This is a genomic window from Streptomyces sp. NPDC002306 (assembly GCF_053593435.1).
In genome coordinates this window covers 25102-46696 of the sequence record NZ_JBSFCK010000019.1, presented here as the reverse complement: position 1 = coordinate 46696, position 21595 = coordinate 25102, and the positions used below count along the sequence as shown (strand labels likewise).

Here is a 21595-nt window from a genome sequence, read left to right as displayed (position 1 = left end):
CTGGTGGGCGGCGCCGAGGGCTTTTTCGGGGCGGGCGGTCGTCCTCCGGGGCGGGCGGCGCTTTCCGGAGGCGGGCCGTCGTCAGAGTTTGCGCAGGCTGAGCCGCTGGACCTTGTGGTCGGGGCCCTTGCGCACGATGAGGGTCGCGCGGCCGCGGGTGGGGGCCACGTTCTCCACGAGGTTGGGCTTGTTGATGGTGCGCCAGGTCGTACGGGCGTAGTCGAGGGCCTCCTCCTCGGAGACCTGGGTGTACCTGCGGAAGTACGAGGACGGGTTCTGGAAGGCGGTCGCGCGCAGCTTCTTGAACCGGTTGAGGTACCAGCGTTCGATGTCCTCGGCGCGGGCGTCGACGTACACGCTGAAGTCGAAGTAGTCCGCGAGCCCCACCCGGGTGCGGCCGTCCTTGCCGGGCAGGGCGGGCTGCAGGACGTTCAGCCCCTCGACGATCAGGATGTCGGGGCGGCGGACCGTGAGCCTTCGGTCGGGGACGATGTCGTAGATGAGGTGCGAGTAGACGGGGGCCGTCACCTCGTCCTTGCCGGCCTTGATGTCGGCGACGAAACGGGTCAGGGCGCGGCGGTCGTAGGACTCGGGGAACCCCTTCCGCGACATCAGGCCGCGGGCCTCCAGCTCCCTGGTCGGCAGCAGGAAACCGTCCGTGGTCACGAGTTCGACGCGCGGGTGTTCGGGCCAGCGGGACAGCAGCGCCTGGAGGAGCCGGGCGACGGTCGACTTGCCGACGGCGACCGAGCCCGCGACCCCTATGACGAACGGGGTGCCGGCCTGCGACCCCTGTTCGCCGAGGAAGGTGTTCAGCGCGCCTCTGAGGCCGTCGGTGGCACCGATGTACAGGTTGAGCAGCCGCGACAGCGGGAGGTAGATGTCGCGCACCTCGTCGAGGTCGATGACGTCACCGAGACCGCGGAGCTTCTCCACCTCCTCGGCGGTGAGGGGCAGCGGCGTCTTCTCACGCAGCGCGCTCCACTCGGAACGGGTGAGGTCGACGTAGGGAGTCGCCTCCGGCCTGTGCCGGTGGGCGCTCCGGGGCATCGAGGAGACCGGAGAGATCACAGTCCATTGTGAACGGAGTTTGAACGGGGTGGGGGGTGGGGTGCGTCACGCCACCCCGTGCGGGATGCGCGCGGACGGCCGAATCACGCCCCCGTCACGATCGGATGTCGAGTGATCTTCGTGGGCGGGGCGGGTTGATCTTCCGCGTAGCGTGCTGGGGATGTGCACAGCCTGTGCACAAGAGACAGAAAGAAAGAGTTTCCTTCGTGACAGCCACCGCCGTTCGCCGTACCGCCCTCGTCGCCTCCGCGGCCGCCCTCGCCCTGTTCGCCACCGCGTGCGGTGGGGACGACAAGGCCGCCAAGGCCGACGGTGAGAACAAGGGCGGCGCGACCGCCGCCTCCGCCCCGGCCGCCAAGGCGCTCACCGCCGCCGAACTGGAGAAGGCCGCGCTGACCCAGGCGGACGTCAAAAGCGGCAAGGTCACCGAGAAGGTGCCGGCGGCGGACCTGGTCACGCCGGACAAGGTGAAGGTCGCCGACGACGCGGCGTGCGCCCCGCTCGCCCACCTCCAGATCGGCTCCTACGTGGGCAAGCCCGCGGCCACCGCGACGCGTGAGTGGAAGGGCGACCCGAAGAAGCCCGCCGCGGGTGCGAGTGACGAGGAGAAGTTCCTCGCCGGTGTGGACGCCCCCTCGGTCCTGGTGACGCTGGCCACCTACGAGAACGGCGGAGCCGAGCAGGCGATGAAGGACCTGACCGCGGCCGCCACGAAGTGCGCCGGCGGTTTCACCTTCACGGTGGCCGGTGACACGACCAAGAACCTGAAGGTCGTCACGACCGACGCGCCCAAGGGTGCCGACGACGCGATCGCCCTGACCACCACCTTCGAGGCCGACGAGGGCATCGAGGCGCCGGTCAAGGGAGTCGTCGTCCGCAAGGGCGCCACCCTCGCCTACCTCCCCGCCATCAACATCGCCGCGGCCGCGTCCGGCAAGGACTTCGACTTCCCCACGGAGATCGTCGACGCCCAGCTCGCCAAGCTCGGCTGACGTCGCATCAGCGCACCGGGGCCTTCGTGCCCCGGTGTGAATTTCCGATTTCGGGCACGCTTCGGCTCTTTTCGGCGGGCCCCGGCGCTTAGGCTGCCGGGCATGTGCGGAATCGTGGGATACGTGGGGTCGCAGTCGGCGCTCGATGTCGTGATGGCCGGACTGAAGCGGCTGGAGTACAGGGGGTACGACTCGGGGGGCGTCGCCGTGCTGGCGGACGGCGGCCTGGCCGCGGCGAAGCGGGCAGGGAAGCTGGTCAACCTGGAGAAGGAGCTGTCCGAGCGGCCGTTGCCGACCGGCACGACGGGCATCGGACACACACGCTGGGCCACGCACGGCGGGCCCACGGACGCCAACGCGCATCCGCATCTCGACAACGCGGGGCGCGTCGCGGTCGTCCACAACGGGATCATCGAGAACTTCGCCGCCCTGCGCGCCGAGTTGGCCGAGCGCGGGCACGACCTGGCCTCCGAGACGGACACCGAGGTCGTCGCCCACCTGCTCGCCGAGGAGTTCTCCTCCTGCGCCGACCTGGCGCAGGCGATGCGACGGGTGTGCGGCCGTCTCGAGGGCGCGTTCACCCTCGTCGCGGTGCACGCGGACGAGCCCGACGTCGTCGTCGGGGCGCGGCGCAACTCCCCGCTCGTCGTCGGCGTCGGCGAGGGCGAGGCCTTTCTCGCCTCGGACGTCGCCGCCTTCATCGCCCACACCCGGGCGGCGATCGAACTCGGTCAGGACCAGGTCGTCGAACTGCGCCGGGACGGCGTGACGGTGACCGGCTTCGACGGCCGGCCGGCCGAGGTGCACGCTTACCACGTCGACTGGGACGCGTCCGCCGCCGAGAAGGGCGGCTACGACTACTTCATGCTCAAGGAGATCGCCGAGCAGCCCAAGGCGGTCGCCGACACCCTGCTGGGCCGTATCGACGCGGCCGGCTCGCTGACCCTGGACGAGGTGCGGATCCCCCCGAGGGTGCTGCGGGAGATCGACAAGGTCGTCGTCGTCGCCTGCGGTACGGCCTTCCACGCCGGGATGATCGCCAAGTACGCCATCGAACACTGGACCCGCATCCCGTGCGAGGTGGAGCTCGCGAGCGAGTTCCGCTACCGCGATCCGATCCTCGACTCGCGCTCCCTGGTCATCGCCATCTCCCAGTCCGGCGAGACCATGGACACCCTGATGGCTCTCCGGCACGCCCGTGAGCAGGGCTCCAAGGTCCTCGCCATCTGCAACACCAACGGCTCGACGATCCCCCGCGAGTCCGACGCCGTGCTGTACACGCACGCCGGTCCCGAAGTCGCGGTCGCCTCCACCAAGGCGTTCCTCACCCAGCTCGTCGCCTGCTACCTCGTGGCCCTGTACCTGGGCCAGGTACGCGGCACCAAGTGGGCCGACGAGATCCGGGCCGTCGTCCGTGACCTGGCGAGGATGCCCGCCGAGGTCGAGCGGGTCCTGGAGACCATGCAGCCGGTACGGGAACTCGCGCGCACGCTGGCCGACAAGAAGACCGTGCTCTTCCTGGGGCGGCACGTGGGGCACCCGGTCGCCCTCGAAGGCGCGCTGAAGCTCAAGGAGTTGGCGTACATGCACGCCGAGGGCTTCGCGGCCGGCGAGCTCAAGCACGGACCGATCGCGCTGATCGAGGAGGACCTGCCGGTGGTGGTCGTCGTGCCGTCGCCGCGTGGCCGGTCCGTCCTCCACGACAAGATCGTGTCCAACATCCAGGAGATCCGGGCCCGGGGCGCGCGCACGATCGTCATCGCGGAGGAGGGGGACGAGGCGGTGGTGCCGTACGCCGACCACCTGATCCGCATCCCGGCGACCCCGACCCTGCTCCAGCCGCTGGTGGCCACGGTGCCGCTCCAGGTCTTCGCCTGCGAGCTGGCCACGGCCCGGGGCAACGAGGTGGATCAGCCGCGCAACCTCGCGAAGTCGGTGACGGTCGAATGATCCGCTGCCGCTGAGGCCCTCGCCGCCGCGGGAGTCGGCGCGGCCGGGAGGGTGGAGGCCGGGGCCGCGCTGGGGGCCGGGCAGGGTGTCGTACGCTCTGGCTGCCCCCCTCGACTGAACGAGAGAAAGCGCCGCTTGTCATGGCCGAGAGACCGTCCGACGCGTCCAGACCCGGAGACTCCGGTTCGGGTTCCATATCCGATGCGGAATGGGCGAAGTTCATTCAGGACAGCGAGGGCGCGATACGCGACTCCGCGCCCAAGGAGCCGTCCGCGCGAGCCCGTATGGTCACCGAGCGGCTGCGGCGGCAGGACGCGCAGGGCGGGGCGCCCGAGGGGTGGCGGACCGGGCCCGCGTGGCGGGAGATGGACGGGCGGGCGGCCCGGCGGCGGAGGTTGTGGGCCGTCCTGGGGGTGCCCGTGGCCATCGCCGTGGCCGTGGTGGCGGTGCGGCCGTCGTTGATTCCCGGTGATCCCTTCCGTACGGCGCGGGAGCCGGACGCTGTCGCCGCCTCACCGCTGCCGGCGGAGACCGCGGCCCCGACCGCCGCCCCGGAGGCCGTGGATCCCGATGTGCCGACGCTGGACCGGCCGTTCGCGGGTTCCCCGGCGCTCGCCTGGGCCGACGGCGCCAAGGGGATCGTGCTGCCGCAGGCGAAGGCCGTCGGGCCGAAATCCAAGGCGCAGGTGGCGCAGGCACTGCGGCTGACCCGGACGCTGCTGATCGACGCGAACCTCGACCCGGCCACGCTGCGCGGCGAGCGGCCCGCGGCCGCGCTCGGTGCGATCGAACCCCATCAGACGGACCTGCTCCGCCTGCTGAACACCTCGCTCCGCAAGCCGGACAAGAAGCACGACCCGCGGCTCATGTTCAGCCGGTTCGATCCCCACGAGGTGCGCCTGGTCGGCGATGTGGTCAAGGACCGCGGGCGCATCACGTTCAAGGCCGGCACGCAGGGCTCCGTCGCCATACACGCCGACTACACCTTCGTCTATCCGCTCACCCGCGCCGACAACAGCAGCACCGAGGTGGCCCGGACCATCGTGCGCCGGGTGCTCGACGTCGAACTGTCCGACCCGGCCAAGTACCAGGTCACCCCGGGAAGGATCGCCGTCACGAACTACACCGAGGAGTTCGGCAACTCCTCCTGCGACGTCTACGACGGTTATCTGCACCCCGAGTTCTCGACGCCCGGCGCTCCCAGGGGCGCGTCCCCGACCGGGCCGACGATCGATCCGTACGACCGGAGCCGGGACCTGGAGAAGGAGCAGAGGGGGGAGTGCGGGACGGTGTCCCGCACCTGACCGGAGGATCGGACGGACCGGGCGGACCCGGCGGCGCGACCGGCGTCGCCCGCCGGGGACGGCGGGTCTCCCGCCGTAGGCTGCTCGGCATGAGCATCATCGGGGTCGGTATCGACGTGGCCGAGATCGAGCGGTTCGCGGCATCGCTGGAGCGCACCCCCGCACTGGCCCAACGGCTCTTCTTGGAAGCCGAGTTGTTGCTGCCGAGCGGGGAACGCAGAGGCGTCGCCTCGCTCGCGGCGCGGTTCGCGGCGAAGGAGGCGGTGGCCAAGGCGCTGGGCGCGCCGGCCGGCCTGCACTGGACGGACGCCGAGGTGGTCGTCGAGCCCAGTGGCCGGCCGCGGCTGCGGGTGACGGGGACGGTGGCGGCGCGGGCGGCGGAGCTCGGGGTGCGGTCCTGGCATGTGTCGCTCAGCCATGACGCGGGGGTGGCGTCGGCGGTGGTGGTGGCGGAGGGGTAGGCCCTGCCTCGCGGCCGGCCCGGGCCGGGTGGCCCGTGTGGTGTGTGCGTGCCCGTGGGACCAGGTGGCCCGCGAGGTCGACGTGCCCATGGGCCCAGGTGGCCCACGGGTGTGCGCGTGCCTGCGGGCCCGGCTGGTGCGCGTGGTGCGTGCGGTGCGCGTGAGGAGGGTCAGAACCTGCGTGGTGCGGGTGCGGTAGGGAAGACTCGGTCCCATGCGTACTGCGTACAGCGTGGAGACGGTAAGGGCTGCCGAGCGGGAGCTGATGGCGCGGCTCGCGGAGGGTGCGCTCATGCAGCGCGCCGTCGCCGGACTCGTTGCGGCCTGCGCGGACTTGCTCGGGCGGGTCTACGGCAGCCGGATCGTGCTGCTGGTCGGCAGCGGCGACAACGGCGGCGACGCCCTGTACGCCGGGGCCCGGCTGGCCCGGCGCGGCGCGGGTGTCACGGCGGTGCTGCTGGCGCCCGACCGCACGCACGCGGGCGGGCTCACGGCGCTGCGCCGGGCCGGGGGCGTGACGGTCGCCCCGGACGCCGCCGAGGGGCCGGTCCTGCGGGCCGACCTCGTCCTCGACGGCATCGTCGGGATCGGCGGCCGGGGCGGGCTGCGCCCGGACGCGGCGGCGCTGGCCGCGCTCGTCGCCGACTCCCGGGCGGCCGTGGTCGCCGTCGACCTGCCGAGCGGGGTGGAGGCGGACACCGGCGAGGTGAAGGGCGCCGCCGTACGGGCCGATCTGACCGTGACCTTCGGGACGCACAAGCCGGGACTGCTGATCGATCCGGCGCGGGAGTACGCCGGGTCGGTGCGGCTCGTGGACATCGGGCTCGGACCCGAACTGCCTGCCGAGGCGGAGCTGGAGGCGTTGCAGCACGCGGACGTGGCCGCGTTGTTGCCGGTGCCGGGCGCGGAGAGCGACAAGTACCGGCGCGGTGTCGTCGGCATCTCCGCCGGGTCGGCGCGCTATCCGGGGGCCGCCGTCCTGGCCGTGGCGGGGGCGCTGCGGGGCGGGGCCGGGGCCGTGCGGTACGTCGGGCCCGCCTGGGACTCCGTCATCGCCCGGTTCCCGGAGACCCTCGTGTCGGACGGCGGGCCGAAGCACGCCGGGCGCGTGCAGGCGTGGGTCGTCGGGCCGGGGGCCGGGGACGACGCCGCCGACGTGGCGGAGGTGCTGGCGGCGGACGTGCCGGTGCTGCTCGACGCGGACGGACTGCGGCTCGCGGACGCCGGGGCGGTGCGGGCGCGTACGGCGCCGACGCTGATGACGCCGCACGCGGGGGAGGCGGCGGCGCTGCTCGGGGTGGCGCGGGAGGAGGTCGAGGGGGCCCGGCTGGAGTCGGTCCGGGAGCTGGCGCGGCGGTACGGGGCGGCCGTGCTGCTGAAGGGGTCGACGACGCTGGTCGCCGGCCCCGGAGGCGGGCCCGTACGGGTGAACCCGACCGGGACGCCCTGGCTGGCCACGGCCGGGAGCGGGGATGTGCTGTCGGGGCTGGGCGGGTCGTTGCTCGCGGCGGGGCTGAGCGCGGTGGACGCGGGGAGTGTGGCCGCGTATCTCCACGGGCTGGCGGGGAGGTTCGCGTCGGACGGGGCGCCGGTGGGGGCGCATGATGTCGCCGAGGCGATTCCGGGGGCGTGGCGGGACGTGCGGGACTGAGGGCCCCGGGCTCTCGTCTTCTCGCCCCCGCCGCCTCTTTCCCTTCCCTTCCCGGGGGCCGCCGTCTCTCGGGGCCGCCGCCCCCGGACCCGCGCTTCGGCTTGGACGTCCTCGTCCTCGTTCTCGTCCTCGAACGCGGGACGGGCCGGCGCCGGGTGGCCCTCGGACGGGCTGGACGGGTGACCTCGCCGCGCGTCAGCCCCTGTCCCGCCCTCTCCTCGCGATTCGCTGATCGCATGATCAGCGTACGAATGCGAAGTGCCGCCGTCCTGCTCACCGCCCTCACCGTCCTGCCCGTCGGCGGAGTCAGTGGCGTCGGCGGCGTCGGTGCCGTCGCCCACGCCGTGTCCGCGCCGGCCGCGCCCGCGCCCCTGCCCGAGGCCGAGCTCGTACCGGGGGTGCCACCGGGGCCGTATCAGCCGTGGCGGATCGACACGCCCGACCAGACGCTCACGCCGAGGACGTACCTGCCCGACGGCGGCGAGGACGCCGTCGAGCCGCGGGACGCCGTCCGGGGGACGTACGAACTCGTCGAGTACGTGCCGATGGCCGAAGCGGTCGCGCGCGTGCCGTGCAGCGGGCAGGCCGGGCCGTACCAGCGCCAGGTCGAGCGGTGGCTGAAGCGGAAGGTGGACGGGAAGCAGTCGGCGGCCGACTGCCGGGCCGTGCGGGCGTTCCAGCTGAAGGAGGGGATCAAGCCCGCCACCGGGTTCGCCGGGCCCGCGACCTGGGCCCGGATGATGCTGAAGTCCGCGAGGAAGAACCTGGACGCGGCCGGGAAGTGTCCGGTGCGGACGTACCGCGTGGCCTGTGTCGACCTCGACCGGCAGGTGACGTGGGTGCAGAAGGGCAAGAAGGTGGTGTTCGGGCCCGTGTCCATGCGCAGCGGACGGACCGGCTACCGCACGCGGACCGGATGGCACACGATCTACTGGCGGCACAAGAACCACGTGTCGACGATCTACCACACCGCCATGCCGTACTCCCAGTTCTTCAGCGGCGGACAGGCCTTCCACGCCGTGTACGGCAGCATCTACACGACCGTCGGCTCCTGGGGCTGCGTGAACCTGACGCTGGGCGACGCGCGCAAGCTGTGGGGCGTGCTGAAGAAGAACGACCGCGTGTACGTGTGGGGGCACAGGCCGGGGCCCTGACCCGCGGACGGCCTCTGACCCCGCCCCGGACCCCGACCTGGACCTCGGCCCGGTGCCGGGGGGCTGTCATCCCCCTCTGAGACACTGGGGGCGCCATGAATGAGACAGCACCTTCGCCGACCGCGCCTTCGCCGACCGCACCCCTGCGTGCCCGTGCCGAGATCGACCTGGCCGCCCTGCGGGCCAATGTGAGGACCCTGCGCGCCCTCGCGCCGGGCGCGGCCCTCATGGCCGTCGTGAAGTCCGACGCGTACGGCCACGGAGCGGTGGAATGCGCCCGCGCGGCCGTCGAGGCGGGCGCGACCTGGCTCGGTACGGCCACGCCCGAGGAGGCGCTGGCGCTGCGTGCCGCCGGGCTGCCGGGACGGATCATGTGCTGGCTGTGGACGCCCGGCGGGCCCTGGCGGGCGGCGATCGAGGCCGACGTCGACGTGTCCCTCAGCGGGATGTGGGCGCTGCGTGAGGTCACGGAGGCGGCGCGGGCGGCCGGGGTGCCCGCGCGCGTCCAGCTCAAGGCCGACACGGGGCTCGGGCGGGGCGGCTGCCAGCCCGGCGACGACTGGGCCGAACTGGTCGGCGCGGCCCTGGCCGCCGAGGCGGAGGGGACGGTGCGGATCACCGGACTCTGGTCGCACTTCGCCTGCGCCGACGAACCCGGGCATCCCTCCATCGCCGCCCAGCTCACCCTCTTCCGGGAGATGGTGGCGTACGCCGAGGCGCGGGGCGTGTGCCCCGAGGTGCGGCACATCGCCAACTCGCCCGCCACGCTCACCCTTCCCGAGAGCCACTTCGACCTGGTCCGCACCGGGATCGCCGTCTACGGCGTCTCGCCCAGCCCGGAGCTCGGCACGCCCGCCGAATTCGGGCTGCGCCCGGTGATGACGCTGTCGGCGTCCGTGGCCCTGGTGAAGCGGGTCCCGGCAGGCCACGGCGTGAGCTACGGCCACCACTACGTCACCCCCGGCGAGACCACCCTCGGCCTGGTGCCCGTCGGCTACGCGGACGGCATCCCGCGGCACGCCTCCGGCAGCGGACCGGTCCTGGTCGACGGCAAGTGGCGCACGGTCGCGGGACGGATCGCGATGGACCAGTTCGTCGTCGACCTCGGCGGGGACGAGCCCGCGGAGGGTTCCCTCGCCGTGCTCTTCGGCCCGGGCGACCACGGCGAGCCGACCGCCGAGGACTGGGCGCAGGCCGCCGGCACCATCGCGTACGAAATCGTCACGCGCATCGGAACGCGTGTTCCTCGCGTCTATGTGAACGAGAAACCGGAAAGCGGTACTACGAGCACGACCGGTACGACCAGCACGACGAAGAACCCGACGAGTACGAAGAACACGACGAGCACGACGACTACGACGTCCAGTGCGGCCGCCACCGCCCCCACGGCTGGCCCGGCCGGTACGGCGAAGAGGAGCGGTACGTGAGCGAGAGCAGTGCGGAGGCCGTCGCGAGCGCCACAGCGGCCGTCGCCTCCGCGGCGGCGGCGTCCGGCGGCTGGCGCAGGACGACCGGTCTCGCGGGAGCCGCGATAGGTGTGCTGGCCGCGGGCGCGGCGGCCGGTGTCGCCGTCGAGCGGATGACGGTCGGACGCGGGATGCGCAGGCGTGCCCGGCTCGCGCTGGACTCGACCGGGCCGTACGGCGCGCTGCGCGGCACCCCCGGCAAGGCGTACGCCGACGACGGCACCGAGTTGTACTACGAGGTCGACGACGTCGAGCCCGAGGGAGGTCCGGCACCCCGCAGGCGCCGGCTCTTCGGCCGCAAGGCCCCCCTCCCGGTCACCGTCGTCTTCAGCCACGGCTACTGCCTCAACCAGGACTCCTGGCACTTCCAGCGGGCGGCGCTGCGCGGTGTCGTACGGACCGTGCACTGGGACCAGCGCAGCCACGGCCGGTCCGGGCGCGGGGCGGCGCAGATCCAGAACGGTGCGCCGGTCACCATCGACCAGCTCGGGCAGGACCTGAAGGCCGTCATGGACGCGGCCGTGCCGGACGGGCCGATCGTGCTGGTCGGCCACTCCATGGGCGGGATGACGGTGATGGCGCTGGCGGCCCAGTATCCGGAGCTGATCCGGGACCGGGTCGTCGCCGCGGCCTTCGTCGGCAGCTCGTCCGGGCGGCTCGGCGAGGTCAACTTCGGGCTGCCCGTCGCCGGCGTCAACGCGGTGCGGCGGGTGCTCCCCGGTGTGCTGAAGGCGCTGGGGCAGCAGGCGGAACTGGTGGAGAGGGGGCGCAGGGCGACGGCGGAGCTGTTCGCCGGGATCATCAAGCGGTACTCGTTCGCGTCCCGGGACGTGGATCCCGCTGTCGAGCGGTTCGCCGAGCGGATGATCGAGAGCACGCCGATCGACGTGGTCGCCGAGTTCTATCCGGCGTTCACCGACCACGACAAGACCGGGGCGCTCGCCCTGTTCCAGGACATGCCGGTGCTCGTGCTGGCCGGGGTCCGCGACCTGGTCACCCCGAGCGAGCACAGCGAGGCCATCGCCGACCTGCTGCCCGACGCCGAACTCGTCCTGGTTCCGGACGCCGGGCACCTGGTGATGCTGGAGCACCCCGAAGCGGTCACCGACCGTCTCGCCGACCTGCTGACCCGCGCGGGCGCCGTGCCCGCAGGCGCTACCGTGGGTGGCTATGGAAGCACCAGCAGCACCGCGCAACCCGGCTGACCTCGAACTGACCGTCACCTCGCCCGACCAGATGCGGGAACTCGGCCGGCGGCTGGCCAAGCTGCTGCGCGCGGGCGACCTGGTGATGCTCAGCGGGGAGCTCGGCGCGGGCAAGACCACGCTCTCCCGCGGACTCGGTGAGGGCCTCGGCGTGCGCGGCGCCGTCACGTCCCCGACCTTCGTGATCGCCCGGGTGCATCCCTCGCTCGGGGACGGGCCGCCGCTCGTGCATGTCGACGCCTACCGGCTGGGCGGCGGTCTGGACGAGATGGAGGACCTCGACCTCGACGTCTCGCTGCCCGAGTCGGTGATCGTCGTGGAGTGGGGCGAGGGCAAGGTCGAGGAGCTGACAGACGAGCGGCTCCAGGTGCGGATCCACCGGGCCGTGGGGGACACCACCGACGAGGTGCGGCACGTGACGGTGACCGGGCTGGGGGAGCGCTGGACGGCGGTCGATCTGAGTGTGCTCTCGGCCTGAGCGCGTCCCGCGGCCCGGGACGACCGTATGAAGGTTCCGACAAGGCGTCGGCAAGATATTGCGTCAGGCGCTCCGGGCGTGGTCACATGGTATCCAGTTCGTAGTTAGGTCTACCTAACCACGTCCGCCCCCGGCCCTGTGGAGGCGTCCATGCCCGCGCCCGCTTCGGAACCCCAGGCGCAGCCCGCGCAGCCGGGGCTGTTCATGCGCGAGCTGCTGGCGTCGTGCGTGGCGGCGGACGTGATCTCCACTCCACCGCGGGCGCCCGAGACCGTCGCGCCGGCGGACGACCACCGCGAGGCGGCGTAGCCGGCGGCTCCCGGCGGACCGGGCGGGCGGCGACGGTCGCGGTGGCTCCCCGCCGGACCGTGGCGGGCTGAGCGGCGGGCTAACGGATGACGACGATGCGCTGGCCGATCGTCGCGAACACCCACATCGCGTCGCCGTCCTTGCGGGACTCCCGGATACCGCCCGTCTTCACCGTCGTCTCGATCGGCGGCGGCGCGTTGTCCACGGCCGCGCTGAAGCCGATGACCACCTCGCCCACGCTGGTGAAACGCACGACGTGCTCGATGGGGGTGCCGTCGGTGCCGGTGACCGCCTTCGAGCGGGAGGTGACGACGTAGGAACCCGGGAGCGGATCGACGCTGCCCGGCGTGACCACGAAGGTGCGCTCGACCCGTCCGGTCGGGGCCACCAGCCACACCCGGTCGTCGTCCACCGAGTACACGACCCGTTCACCCGTACCGGAGCCCCCCGGCAGGGCGGTGGGGTTCTTCTTGTCCCGGGGCGCCTTCGCGGCCGCCGTGGGGGACGCGCTCGCACGGGCGTCGCCGCTGAACCCCGCCGGGACGGTCGCCGCGGCCTGGTAGGTGAGGAAGCCGACCGTCACCACGGCCACCGCGGTGAGCCCGGCCACGAATCCCGCGCTGCTGCTTGCCACCGCTGCCACCTCTGCATCTTTACCGAGCGTCGTACGCCGTGACTCCTCGCGACGTTAGCAGCGGGCTCCGCCCGACCGAGGCGTCCGGGCGCGGGGCCCGGGGCCGTGTCGGACGCCCCGCGGCAGGTCCCGCCCCCACCCGGGCTGAGCACAGCGCCTCCGACACGCCTCGCGGAGCCGTAGGCTGTTTGCGTGCTCTTGCTCGCTCTGGATACCGCCACCCCCGCCGTCACCGTCGCCCTCCACGACGGCACGGACGTCATCGCCTCCTCCAGTCAGGTGGACGCCCGCCGGCACGGCGAGCTGCTGCTGCCGGCCGTCGACCGTGTGCTCGCCGAGGCCGGGCTGAAGCTGGACGCCGTCACCGCGGTCGTCGTCGGCACCGGACCCGGTCCGTACACCGGGCTGCGGGTCGGCCTGATGACCGCCGACACCTTCGGGCTCGCGCTCGGCGTGCCGGTCCACGGCCTGTGCACGCTGGACGGCCTGGCGTACGCGGCCGACATCGACCAGGGCCCCTTCGTCGTGGCGACCGACGCCCGGCGCAAGGAGGTCTACTGGGCGACGTACGCCGACTCCCGCACCCGGCTGACCGGTCCCGCCGTGGACCGGCCCGCCGACATCGCCGACCGGGTGGCCGGGTTGCCGGCGGTCGGCGCGGGCGCGCTGCTCTACCCCGAGACCTTCCCGGTCGCCCACGAGCCCGAGCATGTGTCCGCCGCCGCGCTCGCCGCCCTGGCCGCCGGGAAACTGGCCGCGGGCGAGGAACTGGAGCCGCCCCGGCCGCTGTACCTGCGCCGTCCCGACGCGCAGGTGCCCAAGAACTACAAGGTGGTCACCCCCAAGTGACCGGACCCCTGACCCCGCGCCTGCGCGAGATGCGCTGGTGGGACATCGACACCGTGCTGGAACTGGAGAAGGACCTCTTCCCCGAGGACGCCTGGTCGCGGGGCATGTTCTGGTCCGAGCTCGCCCATTCGCGAGGCCCCGAGGCGACCCGGCGGTACGTCGTGGCCGAGGCCGGTGACCGCCTCGTCGGCTACGCGGGCCTGGCGGCCTCCGGTGACCTGGCGGATGTCCAGACCATCGCCGTCGCCCGCGACCACCAGGGCACCGGCCTGGGCGGACGGCTGCTGACCGACCTGCTGCGGGCCGCGACCACCTTCGAGTGCGCCGAGGTCATGCTCGAATGCCGGGTCGACAACGTCAGCGCCCAGAAGCTCTACGAGCGCTTCGGCTTCGAGCCCATCGGTTTCAGACGCGGCTACTACCAGCCCGGCAACGTCGACGCCCTGGTGATGCGGCTGACCACGGAATCCCACAGCGGCTCCGCCGCGGGTTCCACCCCCGAACAAGGAACCGAGATCAATGACTGACGAACCGCTGGTCCTGGGGATCGAGACCTCCTGCGACGAGACCGGCGTCGGCATCGTGCGCGGCACCACCCTGCTCGCGGACGCCATCGCCTCCAGCGTCGACGAGCACGCCCGGTTCGGCGGGGTCGTACCGGAAGTCGCGTCCCGTGCGCACCTGGAGGCGATGGTCCCCACCATCGACCGGGCGCTGAAGGAGGCGGGCGTCGCCGCGAGCGACCTGGACGGCATCGCCGTCACCGCGGGTCCCGGCCTCGCGGGCGCCCTGCTGGTCGGCGTCTCGGCGGCCAAGGCGTACGCGTACGCGCTCGGCAAGCCGCTCTACGGCGTCAACCACCTCGCCTCGCACATCTGCGTCGACCAGCTGGAACACGGCGCGCTGCCCGAGCCGACGATGGCCCTGCTGGTCTCCGGCGGCCACTCGTCGCTGCTGCTGTCCTCGGACATCACCTCGGACGTCCGCCCCATGGGCGCGACCATCGACGACGCGGCGGGCGAGGCCTTCGACAAGATCGCCCGGGTGCTGAACCTCGGCTTCCCCGGCGGCCCGGTCATCGACCGCTACGCCAAGGAGGGCGACCCGCGCGCCATCGCCTTCCCGCGGGGCCTGACCGGGCCGCGCGACCCGGCCTACGACTTCTCCTTCTCCGGGCTGAAGACCGCCGTGGCCCGCTGGATCGAGGCCAAGCGGGCGGCGGGGGAGGACGTGCCGGTCCGTGACGTGGCGGCCTCCTTCCAGGAGGCGGTCGTGGACGTCCTGACCCGCAAGGCCGTACGGGCCTGCAAGGACGAGGGCGTCGACCACCTGATGATCGGCGGCGGCGTCGCCGCCAACTCCCGGCTGCGGGTGCTGGCCCAGGAGCGCTGCGAGGCGGCCGGCATCCGGCTGCGGGTACCGCGCCCCAAGCTGTGCACCGACAACGGGGCGATGGTGGCCGCGCTCGGCGCGGAGATGGTCGCCCGCAACCGGCCGGCCTCCGACTGGGACCTCTCGGCGGACTCCTCGCTGCCGGTGACGGACCCCCATGTGCCGGGCCGCCACCACGGCCACGACCACGTTCACGAGGTCAGCAAGGACAACCTCTACTCATGACCGTCGCGTTGATGTGGGAGGCGCGGGCGGTCACCGGGCGCGGGGAGGACCTGCTGACCTGGGCCCGCGCCCAGTCGCTGACGCCCCCGCCACTGCGCCGGGAGACCTTCCGGGCCCCACAGGACCGGGTCCTCGTCATCACCTGGTGGGACGCGGCCCACGACGCCGAGTTGCCCGAACTTCCCGAGCCGGCGGACGGGTTGGTGACCCGGGCCGTGCATCGGTGGCGGTTCGAGCAGGTCGCGGAGGACTGACCGCGCCGGGTGTCCGCTCAGGGCTGCGGCGCGGAGAGGGCCCAGGACGAGAAGAACAGGGGCGGCAGGCACAGGAGGAACCCCACCACCGCGACCAGAGTTCCGCCGCCGACCGCGAAGCCCAGGACGACGCCGAACACGGCACCCAGGCCCGCGAAGACGGCGCCCTCCCGCCACCAGGGACGGGCGGGGCGCAATTCGGCGCCGGCCGGGATGACGAAGGTGTCCCGCAGGTCGGCCCGCACGGCGTGGTCGCCGATGTCGAACGCCGACGGCGGCTTTTGGCGCAGCCGTCCCAGCGGCACCAGTCGGGTGCCGTCGGGCAGTCGCACCACGGCGGGCCGCTTCCCGCGCGCGTGCACGGTCACCGGCACCGGCCCGTCGGGGAGTTCGGCGAGCGCCGGGTGCCACATGACCCGCTGCCAGCGCTTGGGCAGCTTGGACAGCTCCGCGTGGTCCCCGTGGTCCGACCGGTCCGCCGGCGTCAGCGCCAGCCACGTCGTTTCCTCGGTCCGCCACAGGCTCCCTCTACGCCTGCCGCAGTGCACCGTCACGGTCATGGGGCCTCCCGGCCGCCGTGACGCCCAGCGGAACCGCACCCCGCGCCAGACCCAGATCCCGATCAGCGGTACGACGGCGATCGCGCCGAGCGCGACGGGCACTTCGAGGTCGTCCTCGGCCGAGGTCTCGTCGGGGTCCGCCGGGAAGCCCCGCGGATCCGCCCGCGCGGGGTCGTAGGCGACGGCGAAGTGCCTGCCCTCGGCGTAGCGATCGGTGTCGTACACGCCGAAGCGCTGTACATGCGGGTGACCGGCCGCGTCCGTCCAGCGCACCCGGATGTCCGCGTCGTCGCCGATACCGTCCTCGACGACCACCCCCGTCGCCGTCGCGGAGGCCCGGTCGCGGGCGTTCTCGTAGGCGTAGGCGTGACAGGCGAGCCAGGCGGCGAAGAGGGCGTAGCCGACGACGGTGACCGCGATGCCGAGGAGCGCGACGCGCAGGGCGGGGCCGGGGTGTCTCACGCCGCCGTCTCCTGTCGGGTTCCGGCGGTCGCCAGCAGCGCCCGTACGGGACCGGGGTCCTCGTCCGCCATGGCGTCAAAGACCAGTTCGTGCAGGTCGACGACCACCGTGCCGTCGGGCGCGGTGAGGACGCTGTTCAGCCAGCGGTCCGCATAGGCCCAGCCCGCCTCGCGCAGCGCCGATGCCAGCCCGGCGGTCAGGACGGAGGTCAGCACCCTCCGGGCGGCCACCGGGCGTACCGAGGCCGGCATCCACCGCAGCCCGGGTTCGAGGCGGCGGGCCAGCCGCGGCCAGGTGCCGTCGGTGACGGAGTCCAGGACGGCGGCCACCGCCCGCTCCGGTGCCTCCTGGCCGGTCGCGTGCAGCAGCAGCGTGCGGGCCTCGTCGTCGCCGAGGGCGTGCAGCCGGTCGGCGGGCAGATCGAGGAGGCGTACGGGACGACGGTCGGCGGCCGACCCGCCCTCCATCTCCGCCACCTCGTTCACGCACCAGCTCTCGACGGACTCGGCGGTGCGCAGCACGACGGGCGCGTCGCCGTAGGGCGGGGACGCCTCGACATCGGCCGGCAGTGCGGCGATCCGCGCGGCGACCGGCGGGTGGCCCTCCATGGCGTACGGGTCGGGCGCGGCCTCCTCCTGGTCCGCGGCGGCGACGCGGGCCATGTGCCGGGCCACGAGCGGGTCGCGCAGGGCGGTGTCGAGGGCGTCGTAGAAGTCCTCGGGGTAGGTGTCCTCGTCGGTGCACGCGGGCCACCACGTGCCGCCGAGCCCCTCGAACGCCGCGTGCAGCAGTCCGCTGCGGCGCAGTGCCTCGGCGGTGGCCGCGGTGCCGGCGATCCGGACGGCGTCGGCGTCGGCCGCCGTCTCCGCCCGCCACACCCGAGGCCGGGTCGCCCGCAGGAGCGGCGCGGCCAGCGGCGCGAGCGGGCGGAAGCGGCGGTCCAGGCGGTCCGTGAGGACGCCGCGGGCCAGCTGGATCAGGTTCGTGCGCCGGTCACGGATGTGCCGCTCGTGCCCCAGCTCGTGCGCGATCACCGACGCCAGCTCGGCCTCGGTCAGGGTACGCAGCAGGGGCAGACCGAGCAGCAGGACGTAGGTGCGGACACCGGCCACCCTCACCCGGCCCAGCGACGCGTCCACATCGGGGACGACCTGGACGAGCAGCGGCTCCCGGAATCCCGCCCGCTCCGCCACGTCCCGCACCAGCGCGCACAGTTCCGGTTCGTCCTTGGGACGCAGGGGCCGCCCGGGAATCGCGTCGCGTCCGGTGACGGCACCCACCAGCCTGGACATGACCGTCCCGACCGGCCCCAGGATCAGTGTCAGGAGGGGCCACGGGGCGTCCCACAGCACGATCGCGAGGATCACCCCGAGTGTGAGGAGGACCGTCGGCAGACCGGCCACGGCCAGCATCGCACTGATGAGCAGCCACTCACGGAGGGGCTGCGGTCGTATGTCCATGGAGCGGGTGTTCCTGTCACGTGCGGCGCGAGTGTCGGCGGATTGTGGCACACGGAGATGGCCGGATCCCGTCGCCGTCCCGCTCGTCGACCGTGGGACCGGCACCACCGCCGACACCGCTTCGGCCCCTCACGCACCGCGCCGCCGTGCGCGGCGGACAGCGCCGGGCACGGGGTGACGTGCCCGGCCGCTCACGCGTCTACGCCGACTTCGCACCGCAGGTGGCGGTCCGGCCCCAGGACCCGTACCGGACCCGTGAGGGTCAGCCGGGCCGTCCGCCGGATCTCCGTGCTGGAGACGCCCAACCGCAGTTCCAGGGCGCCGGGTTCGACCACCCGTTGTCCCCGCCGGTCGGTGAAGGCGGACAGGTCCGCGTGGAAGCGGAACGTCACGCGCCGCGCCGCGCCCGGCGCCAGCTCCACCCGCTGGTAGCCGATCAGGCGGACGTCCGGGCGGGTCACCGACGCCACCGGGTCGTGCAGGTACAGCTGGACGACCTCCGTGCCCGCCCGGTCGCCCGTGTTGCGGACGGTCACCGAGACGTCGTACGAGCCGTCCGTGCCGATCTCCGCCGCGGGGCCCGCGAAGTCCTCCCACGCGAACGCCGTGTACGAGCGTCCGTGCCCGAAGGCGTACAGCGGGGTCGGGTCCAGGCTGCTGACCTCGCCCGCCAGTCCCAGCGGCGGCTGGAGGTACGTCCACGGCTGGCCCCCCGGCTCGCGCGGCACGCTCACCGGCAGGCGGCCCGACGGGTTCACCCGGCCCGAGAGGACGCCCGCCACCGCCGGGCCGCCCTCCTCGCCCGGGAAGAACGCCTGGACCACCGCCCCCAGCCGCCCGTGCCAGCGGCCCAGCGCGTACGGGCGGCCGGTCAGCAGGACCAGCACCACCGGGACGCCCGTCGCCACCAGCCGGTCCAGCAGGTCGCCCTGGATCCCGGGGAGCCGCAGGTCCGGCACGTCGCAGCCCTCGCCTGAGGTGCCCCGGCCGAACAGCCCGGCCCGGTCGCCCAGGAACGCCACGCACACATCCGCCTCCGACGCCCGCGCCACCGCCTCCGCGAAGCCCGAGTCGTCCGGGTCCGAGACCCCGCAGCCCTCGGCGAACGTCACCTTCGCGTCCGGCAGTTCGGCACGCAGCGCCTCCACGGCCGTGGGGATCTCGATCCCCATCGGTACCTGGGGGTGATGCGTCAGCACGTGCGAGGGGAACGAGTAGCAGCCCAGCATCGCGAGCGCGTCCGCCGCACGGGGGCCGACCACCGCGACACGGGTGCCGGGGGCCAGGGGCAGGATGCCGTCGGGGTTGTCCAGCAGGACCACCGACTCCTCGGCGAGGCGCCGGGCCAGGGCCCGGTTCACCGCCGGGTCCAGGTCGACGGGGCCCGCCGGTTCGGGGGTCCAGTCCTCGTCCAGCAGGCCCAGTCCGCACTTCTGGAGCAGCACGCGGCGGACCGCCCGGTCCACCAGGTCCGCGGCGACCGTACCGGCGCGGACCGCCGCGACCAGCTCCGGCCCGTAGCACTTCAGCGTCGGCAGTTCGACGTCGATGCCGGCCGTGAGGGCCAGGCGGGCCGCCTCGGCGGGCGAGCCGGCGACCCGGTGCAGGGTCTGGAGGAAGCCGATGCCGAAGTAGTCGGCGACCACCGTCCCGGTGAAGCCCCATTCCTCCCGCAGGAGTTCGGTCAGCAGCCACGGGTCCGCCGACGCCGGTACGCCGTCCGTCTCGTTGTACGCCGCCATCACCGAGCGCGCCCCGCCCTCGCGCAGCGCCATCTCGAACGGCGGCAGCGTGATGTCGGCGAGCTCCCGGACCCCGGCCCGCACCGGGGCCAGATTGCGGGCGCCCGCCGAGGACGCGTACCCGGCGAAGTGCTTGAGCGTGGCGATGATCCCGGCCGACTCCAGGCCGCGTACGTAGGCGCTGCCGACCGTGCCGACCAGGTACGGGTCCTCGCCGATGGTCTCCTCGACCCGGCCCCAGCGGGGATCGCGGACCACGTCCAGGACCGGTGCCAGCCCCTGGTGCACGCCCACCGAGCGCAGGTCGTGGCCGATGCGCCGGGCCATCTCCTCGACGAGCGGCGGGTCGAAGCTCGCGCCCCAGGCCAGCGGCACCGGATACGCGGTGGCCCGCCAGGCCGTGAAGCCGGCCAGGCACTCCTCGTGCGCGACGGCCGGGATGCCGAAGCGGCCCGCCGCCACGATCCGGCGCTGGGCGCGGGCCAGGGCGCGCGCGCCGAGGTCGGGGTCGACGGGGGCCGTGCCGAAGGAGCGGGTGAGCTGGCCCAGGCCGAGGGTGATCAGCTCGTCCCATTCCCGGTCGGGGCGCTCGGCGGTCATGTCGTGCTGGTGCGGGGCGACTCCGTCGCCGTCCGTGGCGGCGCCCACCCACACGCCGTACAGCTGGGCGGTCTTCTCCTCCAGGGTCATCCGGGCGAGGAGGTCGTCGACACGGGTGGCGGCGGGCAGAGCGGGGTCACGCCAGGGGGCGGTGGTCATGAAGCTCCACTCGTAGTCCGAATGTTTCGACTGAAAATCCGAATGTTCCGGGAACCTATGGCGCGGCAGGGGGTTCGTCAAGAGGTCGCGCAGGGATACGATCGCCGCCATGACAGCCCCGGAGCCCGCCGAATCCCAGACGACAGCGCGGTCCGCCCGGACCGCGACCCTCGCCGAGATCGCCAGCGAGGCAGGCGTGTCGGCGCCGACTGTTTCGAAGGTGCTCAACGGCCGCGCGGACGTCGCCTCCGCCACCCGGCTCCGCGTGGAGGAACTGCTGCGCGCCCACGGCTACCGCCGCCGCCGGGCCGAGGCCAGCCGTTCGCCGCTGATCGACCTGGTCTTCCACGAGTTGGAGAGCGCCTGGGCGATGGAGGTCATCCGCGGGGTGGAGAACGTGGCCCGGGACGCCGGGCTGAGCGTGGTGCTCAGCGAGAGCGCCGGGCGGCTCACTCCGGGGCGGACCTGGGCCGACCAGGTCGCCGCCCGTCGTCCGCACGGCGTGATCCTCGTCCTGTCCGGGCTGGACGAGTCCCAGCGCGCGCTGCTGAACAGCAGGTCCATCCCGTTCGTGGTGATGGACCCGGCCGGTGACCCGGGCGCCGACGTGCCGTCGATCGGCGCCACCAACTGGCAGGGCGGACTCGCCGCCACCCGGCACCTGGTCGACCTCGGGCACACGCGCGTCGGCGCCATCAGCGGACCGGCGACCATGATGTGCAGCCGCGCCCGGGTGGACGGCTACCGGGCCGCTCTGGAGACGGCCGGCCTGCCCGTCGACCGGGGACTGATCAAGACCGGGGACTTCCATCACGAGGCCGGCTACCGCCTCGGCCGCGAACTGCTGAGCCTGCCGGACCGGCCCACCGCCGTCTTCGCCGGCAACGACCTCCAGGCGCTCGGACTCTATGAGGCCGCCCGCGAGATGGGTCTGCGTATCCCGGACGACCTGAGCGTGGTGGGGTTCGACGACCTGCCGGTGGCGCGCTGGGTGGGGCCGCCGCTGACCACGGTCCGGCAGCCGCTCATGGAGATGGCGGAGACGGCGGCCCGGCTGGTGCTGGAACTGGCGCGCGGGGAGGGAGCGCCGACGGCGACCCGGGTGGAGCTGGCCACCAGCCTGGTGGTGCGGTCCAGTACCGGGGCGCCCGTGGCGGGAAGCTGACGTGTCGACAGGTGGGGCCGGGGCCCGCCCACTTCACCGAAGCCAGTCGGCG

The 21595-nt window shown here is 73.4% G+C and carries 20 protein-coding genes; 15 read left to right on the top strand and 5 right to left on the bottom strand.

Annotated features, from left to right (window positions below; all coding sequences use genetic code 11):
- Window positions 1-81: 81 nt before the first annotated feature.
- Window positions 82-1050 carry a type I pantothenate kinase gene (gene coaA, locus ACWCQK_RS28805; protein WP_451159818.1) on the bottom strand — a complete coding sequence of 323 codons (969 nt, stop codon included), beginning with the start codon at window positions 1048-1050 and terminating at the stop codon, window positions 82-84.
- A gap of 227 nt (window positions 1051-1277) precedes the next feature.
- Between coaA and ACWCQK_RS28800 the strand changes: the two genes are divergently transcribed.
- From ACWCQK_RS28800 to ACWCQK_RS28755, 10 genes are all read left to right on the top strand, one after another.
- Window positions 1278-2063, top strand: a complete 786-nt coding sequence (locus ACWCQK_RS28800; RefSeq protein WP_451159816.1) for a hypothetical protein — start codon at window positions 1278-1280, stop codon at window positions 2061-2063.
- Between the two features lie 102 nt (window positions 2064-2165).
- Complete coding sequence (glmS, locus tag ACWCQK_RS28795; RefSeq protein ID WP_451159814.1) at window positions 2166-4013, top strand: glutamine--fructose-6-phosphate transaminase (isomerizing); 1848 nt, start codon at window positions 2166-2168, stop codon at window positions 4011-4013.
- Between the two features lie 140 nt (window positions 4014-4153).
- Window positions 4154-5317: a hypothetical protein gene (locus ACWCQK_RS28790; RefSeq protein WP_451159813.1), complete on the top strand. Its 1164-nt coding sequence runs from the start codon at window positions 4154-4156 to the stop codon at window positions 5315-5317.
- Window positions 5318-5406: 89 nt separating this feature from the next.
- Entirely contained in the window at window positions 5407-5778 is a 372-nt protein-coding gene (locus tag ACWCQK_RS28785) for a holo-ACP synthase (RefSeq protein ID WP_451159811.1), read from the top strand.
- A 214-nt stretch (window positions 5779-5992) separates the two neighbouring features.
- Window positions 5993-7429 carry an NAD(P)H-hydrate dehydratase gene (locus tag ACWCQK_RS28780; RefSeq protein WP_451159809.1) on the top strand — a complete coding sequence of 479 codons (1437 nt, stop codon included), beginning with the start codon at window positions 5993-5995 and terminating at the stop codon, window positions 7427-7429.
- 236 nt (window positions 7430-7665) lie between these two features.
- Window positions 7666-8583 carry a L,D-transpeptidase family protein gene (locus ACWCQK_RS28775; protein WP_451159807.1) on the top strand — a complete coding sequence of 306 codons (918 nt, stop codon included), beginning with the start codon at window positions 7666-7668 and terminating at the stop codon, window positions 8581-8583.
- Between the two features lie 95 nt (window positions 8584-8678).
- A complete protein-coding gene (alr, locus tag ACWCQK_RS28770; protein WP_451159805.1) occupies window positions 8679-10010 on the top strand; it encodes an alanine racemase in 1332 nt (443 codons plus the stop codon).
- Window positions 10007-11254: an alpha/beta fold hydrolase gene (locus ACWCQK_RS28765; protein ID WP_451159803.1), complete on the top strand. Its 1248-nt coding sequence runs from the start codon at window positions 10007-10009 to the stop codon at window positions 11252-11254. Before alr ends, ACWCQK_RS28765 begins: the two co-directional genes overlap by 4 nt.
- On the top strand, window positions 11220-11732 hold the full coding sequence (tsaE, locus tag ACWCQK_RS28760) for a tRNA (adenosine(37)-N6)-threonylcarbamoyltransferase complex ATPase subunit type 1 TsaE (protein WP_451159801.1): 513 nt from the start codon (window positions 11220-11222) through the stop codon (window positions 11730-11732). The genes ACWCQK_RS28765 and tsaE overlap by 35 nt, the downstream gene beginning before the upstream one ends.
- A 150-nt stretch (window positions 11733-11882) precedes the next feature.
- Window positions 11883-12041: a hypothetical protein gene (locus ACWCQK_RS28755; protein WP_451159799.1), complete on the top strand. Its 159-nt coding sequence runs from the start codon at window positions 11883-11885 to the stop codon at window positions 12039-12041.
- A 79-nt stretch (window positions 12042-12120) separates the two neighbouring features.
- On the opposite strand, the gene ACWCQK_RS28750 is transcribed toward ACWCQK_RS28755, so the two are convergent.
- The gene (locus ACWCQK_RS28750) at window positions 12121-12675 is read right to left on the bottom strand and encodes a hypothetical protein (protein WP_451159797.1); all 555 of its coding nucleotides are present in this window, start codon (window positions 12673-12675) and stop codon (window positions 12121-12123) included.
- A gap of 192 nt (window positions 12676-12867) precedes the next feature.
- Between ACWCQK_RS28750 and tsaB the strand changes: the two genes are divergently transcribed.
- From tsaB to ACWCQK_RS28730, 4 genes are read left to right on the top strand one after another with little or no spacing between them, the layout of a single operon-like run.
- Window positions 12868-13524 carry a tRNA (adenosine(37)-N6)-threonylcarbamoyltransferase complex dimerization subunit type 1 TsaB gene (gene tsaB / locus ACWCQK_RS28745; RefSeq protein WP_451159795.1) on the top strand — a complete coding sequence of 219 codons (657 nt, stop codon included), beginning with the start codon at window positions 12868-12870 and terminating at the stop codon, window positions 13522-13524.
- Window positions 13521-14051: a ribosomal protein S18-alanine N-acetyltransferase gene (gene rimI, locus ACWCQK_RS28740; RefSeq protein WP_451159794.1), complete on the top strand. Its 531-nt coding sequence runs from the start codon at window positions 13521-13523 to the stop codon at window positions 14049-14051. The genes tsaB and rimI overlap by 4 nt, the downstream gene beginning before the upstream one ends.
- Window positions 14044-15141 (top strand): tRNA (adenosine(37)-N6)-threonylcarbamoyltransferase complex transferase subunit TsaD, encoded by a 1098-nt coding sequence (gene tsaD / locus ACWCQK_RS28735; RefSeq protein WP_451159792.1) that lies wholly within the window; start codon window positions 14044-14046, stop codon window positions 15139-15141. The genes rimI and tsaD overlap by 8 nt, the downstream gene beginning before the upstream one ends.
- Complete coding sequence (locus tag ACWCQK_RS28730) at window positions 15138-15395, top strand: hypothetical protein (protein WP_451159790.1); 258 nt, start codon at window positions 15138-15140, stop codon at window positions 15393-15395. Before tsaD ends, ACWCQK_RS28730 begins: the two co-directional genes overlap by 4 nt.
- Before the next feature lie 17 nt (window positions 15396-15412).
- Here the strand turns inward: ACWCQK_RS28730 and ACWCQK_RS28725 are convergent, their stop codons facing one another.
- The 3 genes from ACWCQK_RS28725 to ACWCQK_RS28715 form a co-directional block, all read right to left on the bottom strand.
- Window positions 15413-16417 carry a hypothetical protein gene (locus ACWCQK_RS28725; RefSeq protein ID WP_451159788.1) on the bottom strand — a complete coding sequence of 335 codons (1005 nt, stop codon included), beginning with the start codon at window positions 16415-16417 and terminating at the stop codon, window positions 15413-15415.
- On the bottom strand, window positions 16414-17877 hold the full coding sequence (locus ACWCQK_RS28720) for a M48 family metallopeptidase (RefSeq protein WP_451159786.1): 1464 nt from the start codon (window positions 17875-17877) through the stop codon (window positions 16414-16416). The genes ACWCQK_RS28725 and ACWCQK_RS28720 overlap by 4 nt, the downstream gene beginning before the upstream one ends.
- A gap of 191 nt (window positions 17878-18068) precedes the next feature.
- Window positions 18069-20378 (bottom strand): beta-xylosidase/alpha-l-arabinosidase, encoded by a 2310-nt coding sequence (locus ACWCQK_RS28715; protein ID WP_451159784.1) that lies wholly within the window; start codon window positions 20376-20378, stop codon window positions 18069-18071.
- Window positions 20379-20487: 109 nt separating this feature from the next.
- Between ACWCQK_RS28715 and ACWCQK_RS28710 the strand changes: the two genes are divergently transcribed.
- Window positions 20488-21543, top strand: coding sequence for a LacI family DNA-binding transcriptional regulator (locus ACWCQK_RS28710; protein ID WP_451159782.1), 1056 nt, complete (start codon window positions 20488-20490; stop codon window positions 21541-21543).
- Window positions 21544-21595 lie beyond the last annotated feature (52 nt).